The organism is Sulfurimonas sp. (genome assembly GCF_041563035.1).
Classification (GTDB): domain Bacteria; phylum Campylobacterota; class Campylobacteria; order Campylobacterales; family Sulfurimonadaceae; genus Sulfurimonas.
The window spans coordinates 111,182-125,475 of sequence record NZ_JBFFNS010000004.1; the positions used below are offsets into that span (position 1 = coordinate 111,182).

Sequence of the window (14,294 nt, forward strand, 5' to 3'; positions counted from 1 at the left end):
TTTTCCTTTCTCCATTAGCCTATAAATTTACCTGTACTTGAAACCTGAGCGTCCATAATCTCTATCTCTCTCGCTCCAGAGATTACTACATCTGGATTTAATGAATAGTTTAGATGTTCATCACGTCCTTCATAATCAACTGCATTAAGTATGACTTTTAAAGATTCCATTCTAGCAAGTTGCTTATCTTTTGATCTTATGATCGTCCATGGAGCACTATGTGAATGAGTCTGCTTTATCATGTTATATTTTGTAATCGTAAAATCATCCCATCTCTCTTGAGCTTGAAGATCTATCTCACTAAGTTTCCACTGTCTAAGCGGATCGTTTTTACGTCTGGCAAATCTTCTTGCCTGCTCATCTTTTGTAACACTGTAATAGAGTTTTACAAGTATAATTCCCTGGCGAACAAGATCATTTTCAAATCCCTTAACACCATTCATAAAATCACCATACTCTTTGTTCGTACAAAAATTAAACACAGACTCAACCATAGCTCTGTTATACCAACTTCTATCAAAAAGGACTACCTCGCCACCTCTTGGAAAATGCTGAATATACTTTTGATAAAACCACTGAGACCTTTGTTCTTCAGTAGGCTTACCAAGTGCAACTACACGATAATGTTTTTCATCCATATATCGAGTGACTCTTCTTATTGTCCCACCTTTTCCGGCAGCATCTCTGCCTTCAAAAAGAATGATCATTTTTTGTTCTGTTTTTTCAAGATATTGCTGAAGTTTGATAAGTTCTGCCTGATAAGGCTTAAGCTTTTGCTCGTCGTTTCTTTTAATCTCTGCTTTACTTCTTTGCTGTTTACTTGACTTTGATTTTTTGTACCCACGAATTAGTTCATCTAGTGTAACTTGCTTACCATCTATGTCAAATACATTCTTTTCTTTTATTGCCATATATATCCTTGTGTAGTTTTGTAAATGTGTGTGATTAAACAGGATTAAGAACAATCCCCTCTGAGAAAAGTATACTCCTACTTTTCTTGATAATTTCTTCAATGAGAAAATATCTTATGAGTTAAGTTTTTCCAATATCTTTTTTCCATTTTTTATCTGCACAGAGATAATATCAAGCTCTTCTTTTAAATCTTTTTTTTCTTTTTTTTCTATCTTTTTCTTTAGACTTTTAAGAATCTCATCTTCTCTATCATGTAACTTTTTCAATAGATTTTTTACAGACTTCTTTTTACCCGCTTTCTCAAATTCATTAAGTCCCAAGGACTCTTTAACACTCTCGATAAACTTTTTTATACTCATGAATCTTCCTTTTTTTCCAAGATTGTATCGACTTCATCATCACTTATCAGCATATCTTCGCCGATATTTTTCATCTCACTATTGTTATCTATAAATATTACATTAGCCATTGCAATAAGGTTTTTACTAATATCATAAGCGTATGCACTGTCATTCATTAATGAAGTTGCCATCTCATTTGTCACCAAACCTTTTCTAATAAGATTATCAAGTGTACCATTTGCTAAAATATCGTACTTCTCAGTATGCACTTTAGCTTTTGAAAGTAACATAATCATAACATCTTCTTCATCTGTTGTGGCGATTATATTAATATTTCTAAGTAACTCAGCCAAATCTCTTCTCATCGTATTGTATTGCGCTTTGATATGTTCATTCGTACTTTTCGAATACTTTATTAAGTTCTTCTGTAAATGTTTAGTATCTTTTACAGCTTCAACAATATCTCTGTTGGCAAGTTTGAGCTTATATAGAATCTCTATATCTTCTGGTGCCATATGAGATTGAGCTCTTGTTGAAAAATCTATGATCTCACCATAGATACCTTTGATTTTTCTATTGTAAAAGTCATCAATATCAATAGCTATTTTAGAATACTCTTTTTCTATTACTTCATCTAAAGGCATAGAAGATACAATATTATGTCTTTGCAGATTTAAGCCGTGTGTGATGATTTCAAATGCATTTTCATATAGGTGCCTTGTTTCTTTAGTTATTACTGCCATAGAAATCGATGGAAGTTCTAATGCTGAATCATTCAGATATCTTACACTGTCAAAACTATCCTCTCCTTTTAAAGATTTAGTTTTCAAAGTTCTATTTAGAAAATTAACTAGTTTATCTACAAACGGGATGAACATAAGAACACCCATCACCTTAAAGAGAGAGTCAAAAACTGCAAGTTTTAAAGTATGATTATCGTTTGCTATTCCAATAAAATCACTTATTACTTCTACTATGTAAATTATTTGATTCATTAGCACAACTGCAACTACAGCTGTAACTACATTAAATATAAAATGAGCCCCTGCCAATCTTTTACCGTCTATGTTTGAGCTTAATGAGCCAATAACAGCAGTGATAGTAGTACCTATATTTGCACCGATTGTAAGAGCCAATGCATTGTCATAAGTTATCTGTCCAACGGATAAAGCTGCCAATATTAAGACTATAGTAGCATGCGAAGACTGCATAACAACAGTAGCCAGCACTCCGATGCCTATGTAGATTAGTAAACCTTTTAATCCATCAACACTAAAAGAGGCTAAATCAACAGTGGCTTTAAATGCTTCAAAACCATCTTTCATATAGTGGATACCTAAAAATAAAAATCCAAGTCCCGCTAATATATACCCTATACCTTTTAGAGATTTGGCTTTTTGAAAAATAAGTATCACACCAAAAGCAAGCATTGGCATTGCATAAGCTGATATTTTTACTTTCAAACCAAATCCGGCCATTAGCCAAGCACCGGTAGTTGTTCCGATATTGGCACCCAAGATTATTCCAATACCTTGGGTAAGACCTATAAGCCCGGCGCCTATGAATGATATAGTTAATACTGAGACTAAAGAACTTGACTGCATAATGGCAGTAGTGACAAATCCAAAACCTATACTTTTGTACAGCCTATCTGTAGATTTTTGTAAAATCTTCTCTAATGTACCGCCTGAGAAAACTTTGAAACCCTCCTCTAGAGTTAACATACCAAACAAGAAAATTGCGACACCTGCTGATATTTCTTTAAAGTCAGGACTTATCCAGAATCCATAAGCTAAAATAGCTAGGATACTAGGTAATAATATTTTTCTTAACATTAAAGAACTATTCCTTTAATCATGAAAAATATTAAAGCAGATAAAATTCCAGCGGCTGGTACTGTTATTAGCCAAGCCGCTATAATCTTCTTAACTGCATCTCTTTTTACATACTTAACTTTTTCACTGCTTTTAAGACTCTTTTTTGCCTCTTTTAGGTTATCTTCTTCATCATTTATTTTTTTATACAGATCTACGATTCTTACATAATCTTCTTTAGTTTTCACATCTTTAGCATCCAGAGTCTCTAGCTCTCTGCTATATGCTTTTAAAAGTTTTTTCTCATCAGCTATCTCTTCTTTTTCTTGAGCTATTTCATCTTTTAAACTAGTTGTCTCAAGGTATTCTCTTAAAAAACCAACGCCAAATATACCACCGATGGCAATATGAGTGGAACTGACAGGAAGCCCTAGCTGTGACGCAATGATAACTGTTATAGATGCTGCCATTGCAATAGAGAATGCTCTTATTTGATCAAGTTCTGTAATCTCACTACCGACAGTTCTAATAAGCTGTGGTCCATATAATGCAAGTCCTATAGCTATACCAACAGCTCCTACACCCATTACCCAAAGAGGTATTCCTGCATTTGTCGAAATACCGCCACTAATGACTGCATCATTTATTGCGGCCAATGGTCCTATGGCATTTGCAACATCATTAGCACCATGAGCAAAGCTTAGAAGTGCTGCGGCAAAAATAAGAGGTACCGTAAATAGAGCATTAACACTATCTCTGGAATTTCTCATTCCTCTTGCTTTTCTATTAACTACACTTTTCATAAAAATATAGACAATTAGTGCAATTATCAACCCCAAGATTGCTGCTACTGCAAATGTTGGTTTTTTTGTATCTGGTAAAAAAATAAATATATCAATAATGTTAGGCCAAACTTGTTTTAGACCCTTTAGAGTTAAATATGTAATAAATGCCCATGACATGATAGCTACAAATATAGGTACCCATTTTATCGATGCTTCTACTTTATCTGTTTTAAATACCATTGTTTTTTTGATTGCAAAGAGAAAAAGCGCAGCAATAATACCGCCAAGAACAGGTGAAATAATCCACGAAGATGCTATTTTTAACATTGTTGCCCAATTTACTATGCCAAAGCCTGAGGCTGCAATACCCGCACCCATAACTCCGCCAACAATAGAGTGAGTTGTAGAAACAGGAGCTTTAATAATTGTTGCAAAGTTCAACCATAGGGCAGCCGATAGAAGTGAAGCCATCATCGCCCAAATAAATGGATCTACATTTCCACCAAATGCGCTTATATCAATAATACCTTTTTTGATTGTTTTTACTACATCGCCGCCAGCTATAAAAGCACCACCTGCTTCAAAAATTGCTGCTATTACAATGGCACCGCCCATAGTTAGTGCTTTTGAACCGACGGCCGGTCCAACATTATTGGCTACATCATTTGCACCGATATTCATCGCCATATATGCACCAAAAAGTGCTGCTATGGCTAAAAACATACTATTTGGAACACTACCCATACTCAAAAAGCTGTAAGCGAGCACTGCAACCATAAAAAAGAGTGCAAAACCTAGCCTTATGAAGTCTATACCGCTGCCTTTAAGCGCCTCTTTTTCTATCTTTTTAAATATCTGGATTTCCATATTTTTGATCCTGACAAGTAATTTTTAGTTATAAAAGTTTAAGTAAATTGTTTGCTAGAAGTGAAAAGTATACTCCTTCTTTTCTTCATTACCTCTTCAATTAAAAAAGATTACAAAACGGTTACAGAGCAGCTTCCCTTTTTATGGCTTTAGTAACCGTTATGTAACCAAAACTTTTTAAAATTACAGACTTCAAAGAAAGGGATATAAATTTTATGAATATTATAATAGATAAACTTTTTGCTCATACGACAAAATTGATCGCTATTACTGTACTTCTTATAGTAGCATGGATATTCGCAGTACTGTTTGAACATTCTATGGAGTCTATACAAGCTTTTGGATTTGATTTTATTACAGACTCAAAATGGGCACCAAACCTAGAAAAATTCGGTGCACTTCCGGCTATTTACGGTTCAGTGGTATCAACATTTCTTGCAATGCTTTTAGCTGTTCCGCTAGCTATCGGTGTAGCAATATTTTTAAGTGAGCTTGCACCTGCAAAGTTTAAAGCACCAGTTGGAGTATCGATAGAACTTCTTGCAGCTATTCCTTCGGTTATCTACGGTATGTGGGGTCTTTTTTACTTCGTACCTATAGTTCGTGATATCTTTGGTGGTATCGGTATCAGTATGCTTACCGCTGGGATTGTACTATCTATCATGATTCTTCCATTTATGGCAGCAGTCACAAGAGATGCGATGAATACTACTCCTGATATCTTAAAAGAATCAGCTTACGCACTTGGTGGAACAAAATGGGATGTTATAAAAGACATCATCATACCTTACGCAAAAGCAGGAATAATCGGCTCATTCATCTTAGCACTTGGTCGTGCTATAGGTGAGACAATGGCAGTTACATTTGTTATGGGTAACGTACACAAGATCTCGACAGACTTGACTCAGCCTGCTACTTCTATACCGGTAACACTTGCAAATGAGTTTACAGAGGCAGATACAGAACTTTACTATTCATCGCTATTTGAATTATCGCTTCTCCTTCTTGTAATTAGTTTTACAATCATCTCAATTGCTAAGTTTTACTTCTTACGAAGAACAAGGATAGCATCGTGACACATACTCAAAAGAGAATAATTACAAATAATATAGTTATGATTCTATCTACTTTATCAGCCTTAATCGGTATAGGCTTTTTATTTTGGATACTTGGTGTTTTAGTAATAAACGGAGTAGATGCACTTAGTATGACTATATTTACTGAAGCAGGGGCACCTCCAGGTTATGCTGAGAGTGGTTTAAAGCATGCACTAATCGGTCAGCTTATGATTGTCGGTGTTGCTACACTAATCGGAGTTCCACTTGGTATTTTAGCCGGAACATACCTTAGCGAGTATGGTCAAAAGTCTAAACTATCTGAAACTATTCGTGATATTTCAGACATTATGATGTCGGCTCCAAGTATTGTAATTGGTGCTTTTGTATATGCTGTCGTAGTTGCACCCATGGGTCACTTCAGTGGTTGGGCAGGATCTATTGCTCTGACAATAATTATGCTTCCTATTATTCTAAGAACTACTGATGATATGCTACAACTTGTTCCATCGACTCTACGTGAGGCGGCTTTTGCTCTTGGTGCTCCAAAGTATAAAGTAATCACTCAAGTAGTTTATCGTGGAGCTAAGGCAGGAATACTTACAGGTATCTTACTCGGTGTCGCACGTGTTGCAGGTGAGACTGCTCCACTACTGTTTACATCATTTAATGACAACTTTTTAAATACTGACATGAGTGAGCCAGTGGCATCTCTTACTGTTACAATGTATAACTATGCAACATCACCTTATGAAGATTGGCAAAAACTAGGATGGGCGGCAGCGTTTATTTTAAGTATGTTTATTTTGTCTCTTAACATTATCGGACGACTATTTATTATGAAGAAAAAAGGGAAATAATGGCTACTATCGTAGATATAACAGAAGAAAAAGCACTAGAAGTTAAAGACTTTCAATTCACTTATGCATCTGCTGATGCACCAAGTATTAAAACACTGAATATGCCTATTGCTAAAAATAGTATTACAGCACTAATAGGACCTTCAGGTTGCGGTAAAACTACACTCCTTAGAAGCTTTAACCGGATCCATGATCTATATCCTGGAAACAAATATGATGGTGAGATTCTTTTTAAGAACAAAAATATTCTAACTCCAAAAGAAGACCTTATAAGCCTGAGAATACAGATAGGTATGATTTTTCAAAAACCTACAGCATTTCCAATGAGCATTTATGACAATGTAGCTTACGGATTGAGACTTCAAGGTATAAAAAACAAAACTGAACTTGACGGTCGTGTAGAAAAAGCACTTAAAGATGCAGCTATTTGGAAAGAGGTAAAAGATAGATTAAAGCACGATGCAAATGGTCTTTCAGGTGGTCAACAACAAAGACTTTGTATTGCTCGCGCTGTTGCGGTTGAACCTGAGATTTTACTTTTCGATGAGCCTACATCTGCACTTGATCCTATTTCAACAGCAGGAATTGAAGAACTTATAGTTGAACTAAAAGAGCGTGTTTCTATCATCATCGTTACACACAACATGCAGCAAGCAGCAAGGGTCAGTGACTATACCGGCTTTATGTATCTTGGTGAACTAATTGAACTAGGACGTACTGAAGAGCTCTTTGTAACACCAAAAGAAAAGTTAACTGAAGAGTATATAACAGGTAAATTCGGTTGATACAAGACTGAACTTGATGTAAGAAAACAGATAAAATTAAAGGATTAAGATGTCAACAAAATATAATAACAAAATAGAAGAAATCAGAGAAATCATAGCTAATCTGCTAACTAGCATAGTAGAAGCTAATTCTATAGCTTTAGAAGCATATAGAAATAGTGATGATGAAAAATACAAAGAAGTTCAAAGTAAACTTAGTAACATAACTGTTCAAGGTGACATAATCGATAATGAGATTATTAAGACTTTTGCACTGTTTGGACCAGAAGCTACAGAACTTAGATCTTTAGTTGCTTACTTAAAAATGACAAATGAAATAGTTCGTATTGGAGAGGGCATAAAAAAGTATGCTAACCGTATGAAAGAGCACTCATCAAGTAAATGTAACTTAGAACCTTTAAACTCGACTATCATTCAACTTCATAAAAGTACTATCAATGCACTCGAGTATATTTTAGAATGTTTTAAGCAACTTGACAACTGTAATATAGAAGATTTTTTCACCAAAGTAATGGTTGAAGAGAGTATAAATGATGACCTTTTCTCAATACTTGAAAAAGAGATTTTAACTATGATTATAGATGCAAAAGAACTCTCAATAGAGTATGTAAAAGTTCTTGGAACACTTCGTAAATTAGAGCGTTCATGTGACAGAAGTGTAAATATTGCAAACCTGATGTTGTTTGCATCACAAGGTGGAGAAATTCGCCAATATAGTTAGAGCAGTAAAGCTCTAACTTACAGTAGTCCCTTTTTCTTTCATTTAGTTGCTATGGCTATCTTTTTGATCATCTACATAGTGCATAATTGCATCTTTTATATTAGTAAGCTTATTTGGATTACCTTGCAGGTTTTTAAAATGGACAGATATATCCTTATCATTTTCTACTTTCAAATCTGCAATACTTGAACATACCTGAAGAAAAACTTCATAAGGTACATCATCACCACGTTTTAAAAAATATATAGCTCGCTGAAGTGACACAAACGGATTGACACTTACTCTTGTAAGATGGTTTATCCTGGTATTTATATAATTTACAAACTCTATTCTCATATCACACTTAGATATGCTAAAAAGTCTTTTTTTTGTATCGTAGTTACACTCAAAAGCTATCTTGGTTGAATCAAAATCGAACCCGTCTACAAGCTCTTTTAGAGAAGCATTTTCAAATCTCTCTCTAAAAACAAGCTGATAAATGTCATTTTTGTATTTGTAAGTATATGAATTATTCTCATACTCGAAAAAATCTTGGTTCATAGCATTATTAATAAGTTCTCTATCTTCTCTTATTGGGAAAAACATATCTAAATCTCTAAAAGAATCAGCTTTAAGGCATGAACCGGCAAGAAAGAATTTAATATTTCTTTTTTTTATATTTGTAATTATGAGTCTTTGGAAAAACTCATTTAACTTAATAGCTATACTGTCTAAACGGTAATCAAGGAGAGAGGCTTGTTCGTATGAGAGTAGCTCTTCATAATCTTTAAAAAAATCATATACCATAATCTTAATTCCTATAAAAATTTTAATAATTAAATTATATCTTAATAAGAATATTATTTAGATATCTTTATAACTATACGAAACAAAGTCTAAATTGATTAATTTTTAATCATCTTTCTTAGCCCTGATAGATTTAAATTAAGATATACTAATGGCAATTTAATTTCAGGAGAGAATGAATGGGAAAATTTGTTAATAATACAGAAGAGTTTTTTATTTTTTGTGAAGAGAATGATGTTCAATTTGTAGACTTTAGATTTACAGACATTAAAGGTGCATGGCACCATATTAGTTATAGAATGAGTGCCGTTACTACTAGTCAACTTGAAAATGGTTTACCTTTTGATGGTTCTTCAATCGAAGCATGGCAGCCAATTAACAAATCTGACATGTTACTTAAAGTAGATATCGGAACTGCTTTCTTAGATCCTTTTACAGCTGATCCAACTATCATCGTATTTTGTGATGTTTATGATATTTATAAAAACCAAGCATATGAGAGATGTCCACGTTCAATAGCTAAAGCTGCACTTAAACATGCTGAAGCTATAGGCATTGCTGATGCTGCATATTTTGGTCCTGAAAACGAATTTTTTGTATTTGATGATGTTAGATTTGTTGATAATATCAATGAAGCTGGTTACAAAATTGATACTGAAGAGGGTGAGTGGAACTCAAACACTAACTACGAAGACATGTACAATACAGGTCATAGACCAGGAACTAAGGGTGGTTACTTTCCGGTAGCTCCTACTGATTCAGCTGTTGATATGAGAGCTGAAATGATGCAAGTTTTAGAGCAAGTTGGTCTTGAAGTTGTTCTTGGTCACCACGAAGTTGCACAAGGTCAACACGAAATCGGTATCGTTTTCTCTGATATCATCGGTGCTGCTGATAATGTTCAAAAATACAAATATGTTGTTAAGATGATTGCTCACCTTAACGGTAAAACTGCTACATTTATGCCTAAGCCACTTTATGGTGACAATGGTAACGGTATGCACGTACACCAATCACTATGGAAAGACGGTAAAAACCTTTTCTATGCACCGGGTCAATATGCAAACCTTTCTGAAATGGCTCTTAACTATACTGCTGGTATCTTTAAGCATGCTCGTGCAGTTGCTGCATTTACTAACCCGACAACAAACTCATACAAAAGATTATTACCAGGTTTTGAAGCTCCTTCAATTCTGACTTACTCTTCTCAAAACCGTTCGGCTGCTTGTCGTATCCCTTATGGTGCAGGTGAGATGGCTACTCGTATTGAGATGCGTTTCCCAGATTCAACTGCTTGTCCTTACTTAGCATTTGCTGTAATGATGATGGCTGGACTTGACGGTATTAAAAACAAAGACATTCCAATCGGTCCAATGGATGAAGATCTGTTTGAGCTTTCTTTAGATGAGATTCGTGAGAAAAAGATTCCTCAAATGCCTCACACTCTTCGTGGTTCATTAGAAGCTCTTATTCGTGATAATGACTTCTTACAGCCTGTATTTACAAAAGAGTTTATCGATGCTTATCAACACTACAGATTTGAGCGTGACGTATGGCCAGATGAAGGTCGTCCAACTGCTTACGAGTTTAAAACTACTTACCAGTGCTAATCGCACTGTAAGTAAAATATTACTTACATCTTCATTCCCGCTTTTTTTGCGGGAATACTTTCTTTTTGCTATAATAAACAAAAATTATTTTTACTGGTGAAAAATGTCAAATAAAATCACTCAAATACTTCTAAAAGAAATTGTAAATCTATCTAAAAAATCAGACAAGAAACTAGCAGAAAAAATTCAAACTGTGTTAGATTTTTATGTAACAGAACAAAAAGAAAATCAAAAAACTATTAAACAAAATGAATACTTTTTAAGACAATGGGATAAGAGAAATATTATTGCTCATGAGAGAGCCTTACAAAAAGATGAGATGCTTGAACAACAATCAAGACTTGCTTCTATGGGTGAGATGATAGATGCAATCGCTCATCAATGGAAACAGCCCTTAAACTCTATAAGTATGATGAGTGATATGCTAAAAGAGGATTTTGATAACGGCCTCGTTAATTCGTCATATATCAAAGAGCTTGATGAAACCATTCATATGCAGGTAGATCATATGGTTGCAACTCTTCATGAGTTTCGTACTTTCTTTCGTCCATCTACTAAAAATGAAGAGTTCACAATACTAGATGCTATGAATAGTGTTCAGATACTAATGAAAGATGAATTAATCTCACAAAACATACTTTTAGATATTGAGATAGATGAACATATCAAAATATTTGGAAATAAAAATGAGTTTAAGCATCTCTTGTTAAATCTTATAAACAACTCCATAGATGCATTTAACGATAAAAATATAAATCATAGAAATATTGATATCAGATGCTACGAAGAAAACAGTAATATATACATAGAAGTTGAAGACAATGCCGGCGGTATAGACAACGAAGTAATCAAAGATATTTTTAAACCCAATGTCACTACTAAACCTGAGGGCAAAGGTACAGGGATAGGTCTTTATATGAGCGAACAAATAGTTAAGAAAAACCACGGAACAATAAATGTATTTAATACAAACAAGGGTGCTTTCTTTACAATAACTTTACGACAAACTACAATTTAGAAACACCTTCTTATTCTCTAATACAAAATTTGATATAATTCCAAAATTAGTAGTAAATGTAAGAGTGTAACTATTATATAAATACCGTAAAAGGAACAAGTCCCTTTTACTTCGCTTGGACCGCTATGGTCACTAAAGCAAAAATTTCAAGTTAAGGATTCATTATGAATCAAGTAAAAATGGGCAAATATCGCCCTTACCCACAAATAGATTTGCCCAACAGACAGTGGCCAAATAAAACGATTACAAAAGCTCCTAAATGGTGTAGTGTAGATTTACGTGATGGTAATCAAGCACTAATCAATCCTATGGACATGAATAAAAAACTTGAACTTTTTACACTCTTACTAAAACTTGGTTTCAAAGAAATTGAAGTTGGATTCCCATCTGCCTCAAAAGTAGAGTTTGACTTTTTACGCCGTTTAGTTGATGATAATCTAATTCCTGATGACGTAACAGTTCAGGTTTTAGTTCAAGCTAGAGAACACTTAATAAAAAGAAGTTTTGAAGCACTTGAAGGTGTTAAAAAAGCAACTGTGCATTTATATAACTCTACTTCTACTGCTCAAAGAAAGATAGTATTTGGAAAAAGCAAAGAAGAGATTGTTGCTTTGGCATTAGAGGGCGTTGACTTAGTTAAAAAGTATGAAAAAGATTTTGATGGAGAGATATTCTTAGAATATTCACCTGAGAGTTTTACCGGAACTGAGTTAGAGTTCGCGTGCGCAATCTCAAATGCAGTAACTGCTAGATGGGGCATCTCACCTACCAGAAAGGTTATTATCAATCTTCCTGCGACTGTAGAGATGTCAACACCAAATGTATATGCAGATCAGATTGAGTGGATGGCTAATCACTTAGACAACCGTGAGAATGTAATCATCTCAACTCATACACATAACGATAGAGGAACTTCTATCGCTGCGACTGAGTTAGCACTTTTAGCAGGTGCTGACAGAGTTGAAGGGACACTTTTAAGCAACGGAGAGAGAACCGGTAATGTTGACATCATCACACTTGCTCTTAACATGTTGACTCAGGGCGTTAACCCGCAGCTAGACTTCTCGGATATAAATGAGGTTTTAGATGTAGTAGAGAGATGTACAGAGATGGTTACACATGCACGCCATCCTTATGTAGGAGAGTTAGTTTATACTGCGTTTTCAGGCTCACACCAAGATGCTATAAACAAGGGTCTTGCATATCAAAAAGGCAGTGAGGACAGCTTTTGGGAAGTTCCTTATTTACCGATAGATCCAGAGGATGTTGGAAGAACTTATGAGAGTATCATACGTATTAACTCACAGTCTGGAAAAGGCGGAATAGCATTTATCTTAGAGAAAAACTTTGGTTATCAGCTTCCAAAAGCCATGCATCCAGAGATTGGTCGTATAGTCCAAGCAGTAACTGATGAAAAAGGCAGAGAGCTTGAAGCAGAAGAGATTTTAGAGATATTCAAAGATACTTACTTTAATATAAAGAAACATATATCTTTGGTTGATGTAACTCTCTCTTCAAATAAAAAAGTTTCGACTTGCATTTTAACTTATACGTACAATGGAGAAAAAATAGTAGCACAGGCTGAAGGAAACGGTCCTATTGACGCATGTAAAAATGCTTTAATGAAAGATTATAAAAATAAATTTACAATAAACTCATATTCTGAGCATTCATGTGGAGACAAAAGCACTGCCAAAGCTGTTGCCTACATAGAGATTCAAAGTAAAGATATCCTTTCTTGCTATGGTGTTGGCAAAGACAACGACATTGCTACCGCTTCCATCAAAGCAATGTTTTGTGCTTTAAACAGGGCTTTTAGCTAAGTCAATCAAATGATTGAAGATGAAAATCAAAAACTCATTGACGAAATAAAAATACTTTCTAAGCTCTCTAACCATAGGCTTAGAGAGCAAACTCACCGTCTTATAGACCTCTACGACGAACAAAAAAAGAAAAACACAAAACTCCAAAAAAATCACTCTACATTTTTAAAACAAGTTGACAAACGAACTGTAGTCATCCACGAGACAAGTACTCAAAAAGACAAGATGCTTCGCCAGCAGTCAAAAATGGCAGCTATGGGAGAGATGATGGATGCAGTAGCACATCAATGGAAGCAGCCTTTAAACTCTCTGAGCATGATGAATGATATGTTAAAAGACGATTTTAAAGAAGGTCTGGTTGATGAAGTGTACATAGATGAGATGACAGAGACTACTCATACTCAGATAGAGCATATGGTCACTACTCTAAATGAGTTTAGAACATTCTTCAGACCTTCAAAAGATAGTGAAGAATTTTTACTTGAAGATTGTATAAACAGTGTAGAAGTTCTTATGAGAGATGAGCTTATGAAAAACACTGTAAACCTAAAAACTGATATAAAAGATGATATTAAAGTATATGGTTTTATAAATGAGTTTAAACATCTGTTTTTAAATCTTCTAAGTAATTCTATAGATGCCTTTAACGAAAAAAATATTTCCACTAGGGATATAGCTATAAAAACTTATATGCATGAAGATAATAGCATCATAGAGTTTGAAGATAATGCCCAAGGTATTCCAAATCATGTGATTTCTAGCATCTTCAATCCACATATCACAACCAAACAAGACTCCAACGGAACTGGAATAGGTCTATATATGAGTTCTCAAATCGTTAAAAAACATAATGGCACTATCAGCGTAAAAAATACAGACTCAGGTGCACTCTTTAAAATCATCATCAAACACTAAAA

The 14,294-nt window shown here is 34.5% G+C and carries 13 protein-coding genes; 8 read left to right on the forward strand and 5 right to left on the reverse strand.

Going from position 1 to position 14,294, the window contains the following annotated elements:
- Window positions 1-14: 14 nt before the first annotated feature.
- The 4 genes from ppk2 to ABZC13_RS04890 form a co-directional block, all read right to left on the reverse strand.
- Window positions 15-911 carry a polyphosphate kinase 2 gene (ppk2, locus tag ABZC13_RS04875; RefSeq protein ID WP_373000897.1) on the reverse strand — a complete coding sequence of 299 codons (897 nt, stop codon included), beginning with the start codon at window positions 909-911 and terminating at the stop codon, window positions 15-17.
- Between the two features lie 114 nt (window positions 912-1,025).
- On the reverse strand, window positions 1,026-1,271 hold the full coding sequence (locus ABZC13_RS04880) for a hypothetical protein (protein ID WP_373000899.1): 246 nt from the start codon (window positions 1,269-1,271) through the stop codon (window positions 1,026-1,028).
- Window positions 1,268-3,088, reverse strand: coding sequence for a Na/Pi cotransporter family protein (locus ABZC13_RS04885; RefSeq protein ID WP_373000902.1), 1,821 nt, complete (start codon window positions 3,086-3,088; stop codon window positions 1,268-1,270). The genes ABZC13_RS04880 and ABZC13_RS04885 overlap by 4 nt, the downstream gene beginning before the upstream one ends.
- Window positions 3,088-4,719: an inorganic phosphate transporter gene (locus tag ABZC13_RS04890; RefSeq protein WP_373000904.1), complete on the reverse strand. Its 1,632-nt coding sequence runs from the start codon at window positions 4,717-4,719 to the stop codon at window positions 3,088-3,090. The genes ABZC13_RS04885 and ABZC13_RS04890 overlap by 1 nt, the downstream gene beginning before the upstream one ends.
- A 215-nt stretch (window positions 4,720-4,934) precedes the next feature.
- Between ABZC13_RS04890 and pstC the strand changes: the two genes are divergently transcribed.
- The 4 genes from pstC to ABZC13_RS04910 are packed head-to-tail and all read left to right on the forward strand — an operon-like array spanning window position 4,935 to window position 8,140.
- A complete protein-coding gene (gene pstC, locus ABZC13_RS04895) occupies window positions 4,935-5,795 on the forward strand; it encodes a phosphate ABC transporter permease subunit PstC (RefSeq protein WP_373000906.1) in 861 nt (286 codons plus the stop codon).
- Window positions 5,792-6,634, forward strand: coding sequence for a phosphate ABC transporter permease PstA (pstA, locus tag ABZC13_RS04900; RefSeq protein ID WP_373000908.1), 843 nt, complete (start codon window positions 5,792-5,794; stop codon window positions 6,632-6,634). Before pstC ends, pstA begins: the two co-directional genes overlap by 4 nt.
- Window positions 6,634-7,419: a phosphate ABC transporter ATP-binding protein PstB gene (gene pstB / locus ABZC13_RS04905; RefSeq protein WP_373000910.1), complete on the forward strand. Its 786-nt coding sequence runs from the start codon at window positions 6,634-6,636 to the stop codon at window positions 7,417-7,419. Before pstA ends, pstB begins: the two co-directional genes overlap by 1 nt.
- A 49-nt stretch (window positions 7,420-7,468) precedes the next feature.
- Window positions 7,469-8,140 carry a phosphate uptake regulator PhoU gene (locus ABZC13_RS04910; protein WP_373000912.1) on the forward strand — a complete coding sequence of 224 codons (672 nt, stop codon included), beginning with the start codon at window positions 7,469-7,471 and terminating at the stop codon, window positions 8,138-8,140.
- 42 nt (window positions 8,141-8,182) lie between these two features.
- Here the strand turns inward: ABZC13_RS04910 and ABZC13_RS04915 are convergent, their stop codons facing one another.
- Window positions 8,183-8,926, reverse strand: coding sequence for a hypothetical protein (locus ABZC13_RS04915; protein WP_373000914.1), 744 nt, complete (start codon window positions 8,924-8,926; stop codon window positions 8,183-8,185).
- Between the two features lie 179 nt (window positions 8,927-9,105).
- On the opposite strand from ABZC13_RS04915, the gene glnA reads away from it, so the two are divergent.
- The 4 genes from glnA (at window position 9,106) to ABZC13_RS04935 (ending at window position 14,292) form a co-directional block, all read left to right on the forward strand.
- The gene (gene glnA / locus ABZC13_RS04920; protein ID WP_373000916.1) at window positions 9,106-10,536 is read left to right on the forward strand and encodes a type I glutamate--ammonia ligase; all 1,431 of its coding nucleotides are present in this window, start codon (window positions 9,106-9,108) and stop codon (window positions 10,534-10,536) included.
- 103 nt (window positions 10,537-10,639) lie between these two features.
- On the forward strand, window positions 10,640-11,554 hold the full coding sequence (locus ABZC13_RS04925) for a sensor histidine kinase (protein ID WP_373000918.1): 915 nt from the start codon (window positions 10,640-10,642) through the stop codon (window positions 11,552-11,554).
- Between the two features lie 164 nt (window positions 11,555-11,718).
- Complete coding sequence (gene leuA, locus ABZC13_RS04930) at window positions 11,719-13,377, forward strand: 2-isopropylmalate synthase (RefSeq protein ID WP_373000920.1); 1,659 nt, start codon at window positions 11,719-11,721, stop codon at window positions 13,375-13,377.
- Between the two features lie 9 nt (window positions 13,378-13,386).
- Window positions 13,387-14,292, forward strand: coding sequence for a sensor histidine kinase (locus ABZC13_RS04935; RefSeq protein ID WP_373000922.1), 906 nt, complete (start codon window positions 13,387-13,389; stop codon window positions 14,290-14,292).
- The last annotated feature ends 2 nt before the right edge of the window (window positions 14,293-14,294 follow it).

Coding starts and splice junctions, on each gene's coding strand:
- ABZC13_RS04890 (WP_373000904.1), bottom strand. CDS start 4,719: ATGGAAATCCAGATATTTAAAAAGATAGAAAAAGAGGCGCTTAAAGGC.
- ABZC13_RS04910 (WP_373000912.1), top strand. CDS start 7,469: ATGTCAACAAAATATAATAACAAAATAGAAGAAATCAGAGAAATCATA.
- pstB (WP_373000910.1), top strand. CDS start 6,634: ATGGCTACTATCGTAGATATAACAGAAGAAAAAGCACTAGAAGTTAAA.
- ABZC13_RS04935 (WP_373000922.1), top strand. CDS start 13,387: ATGATTGAAGATGAAAATCAAAAACTCATTGACGAAATAAAAATACTT.
- ABZC13_RS04925 (WP_373000918.1), top strand. CDS start 10,640: ATGTCAAATAAAATCACTCAAATACTTCTAAAAGAAATTGTAAATCTA.
- ABZC13_RS04915 (WP_373000914.1), bottom strand. CDS start 8,926: ATGGTATATGATTTTTTTAAAGATTATGAAGAGCTACTCTCATACGAA.
- ABZC13_RS04880 (WP_373000899.1), bottom strand. CDS start 1,271: ATGAGTATAAAAAAGTTTATCGAGAGTGTTAAAGAGTCCTTGGGACTT.
- ABZC13_RS04885 (WP_373000902.1), bottom strand. CDS start 3,088: ATGTTAAGAAAAATATTATTACCTAGTATCCTAGCTATTTTAGCTTAT.
- glnA (WP_373000916.1), top strand. CDS start 9,106: ATGGGAAAATTTGTTAATAATACAGAAGAGTTTTTTATTTTTTGTGAA.
- ppk2 (WP_373000897.1), bottom strand. CDS start 911: ATGGCAATAAAAGAAAAGAATGTATTTGACATAGATGGTAAGCAAGTT.
- pstC (WP_373000906.1), top strand. CDS start 4,935: ATGAATATTATAATAGATAAACTTTTTGCTCATACGACAAAATTGATC.
- leuA (WP_373000920.1), top strand. CDS start 11,719: ATGAATCAAGTAAAAATGGGCAAATATCGCCCTTACCCACAAATAGAT.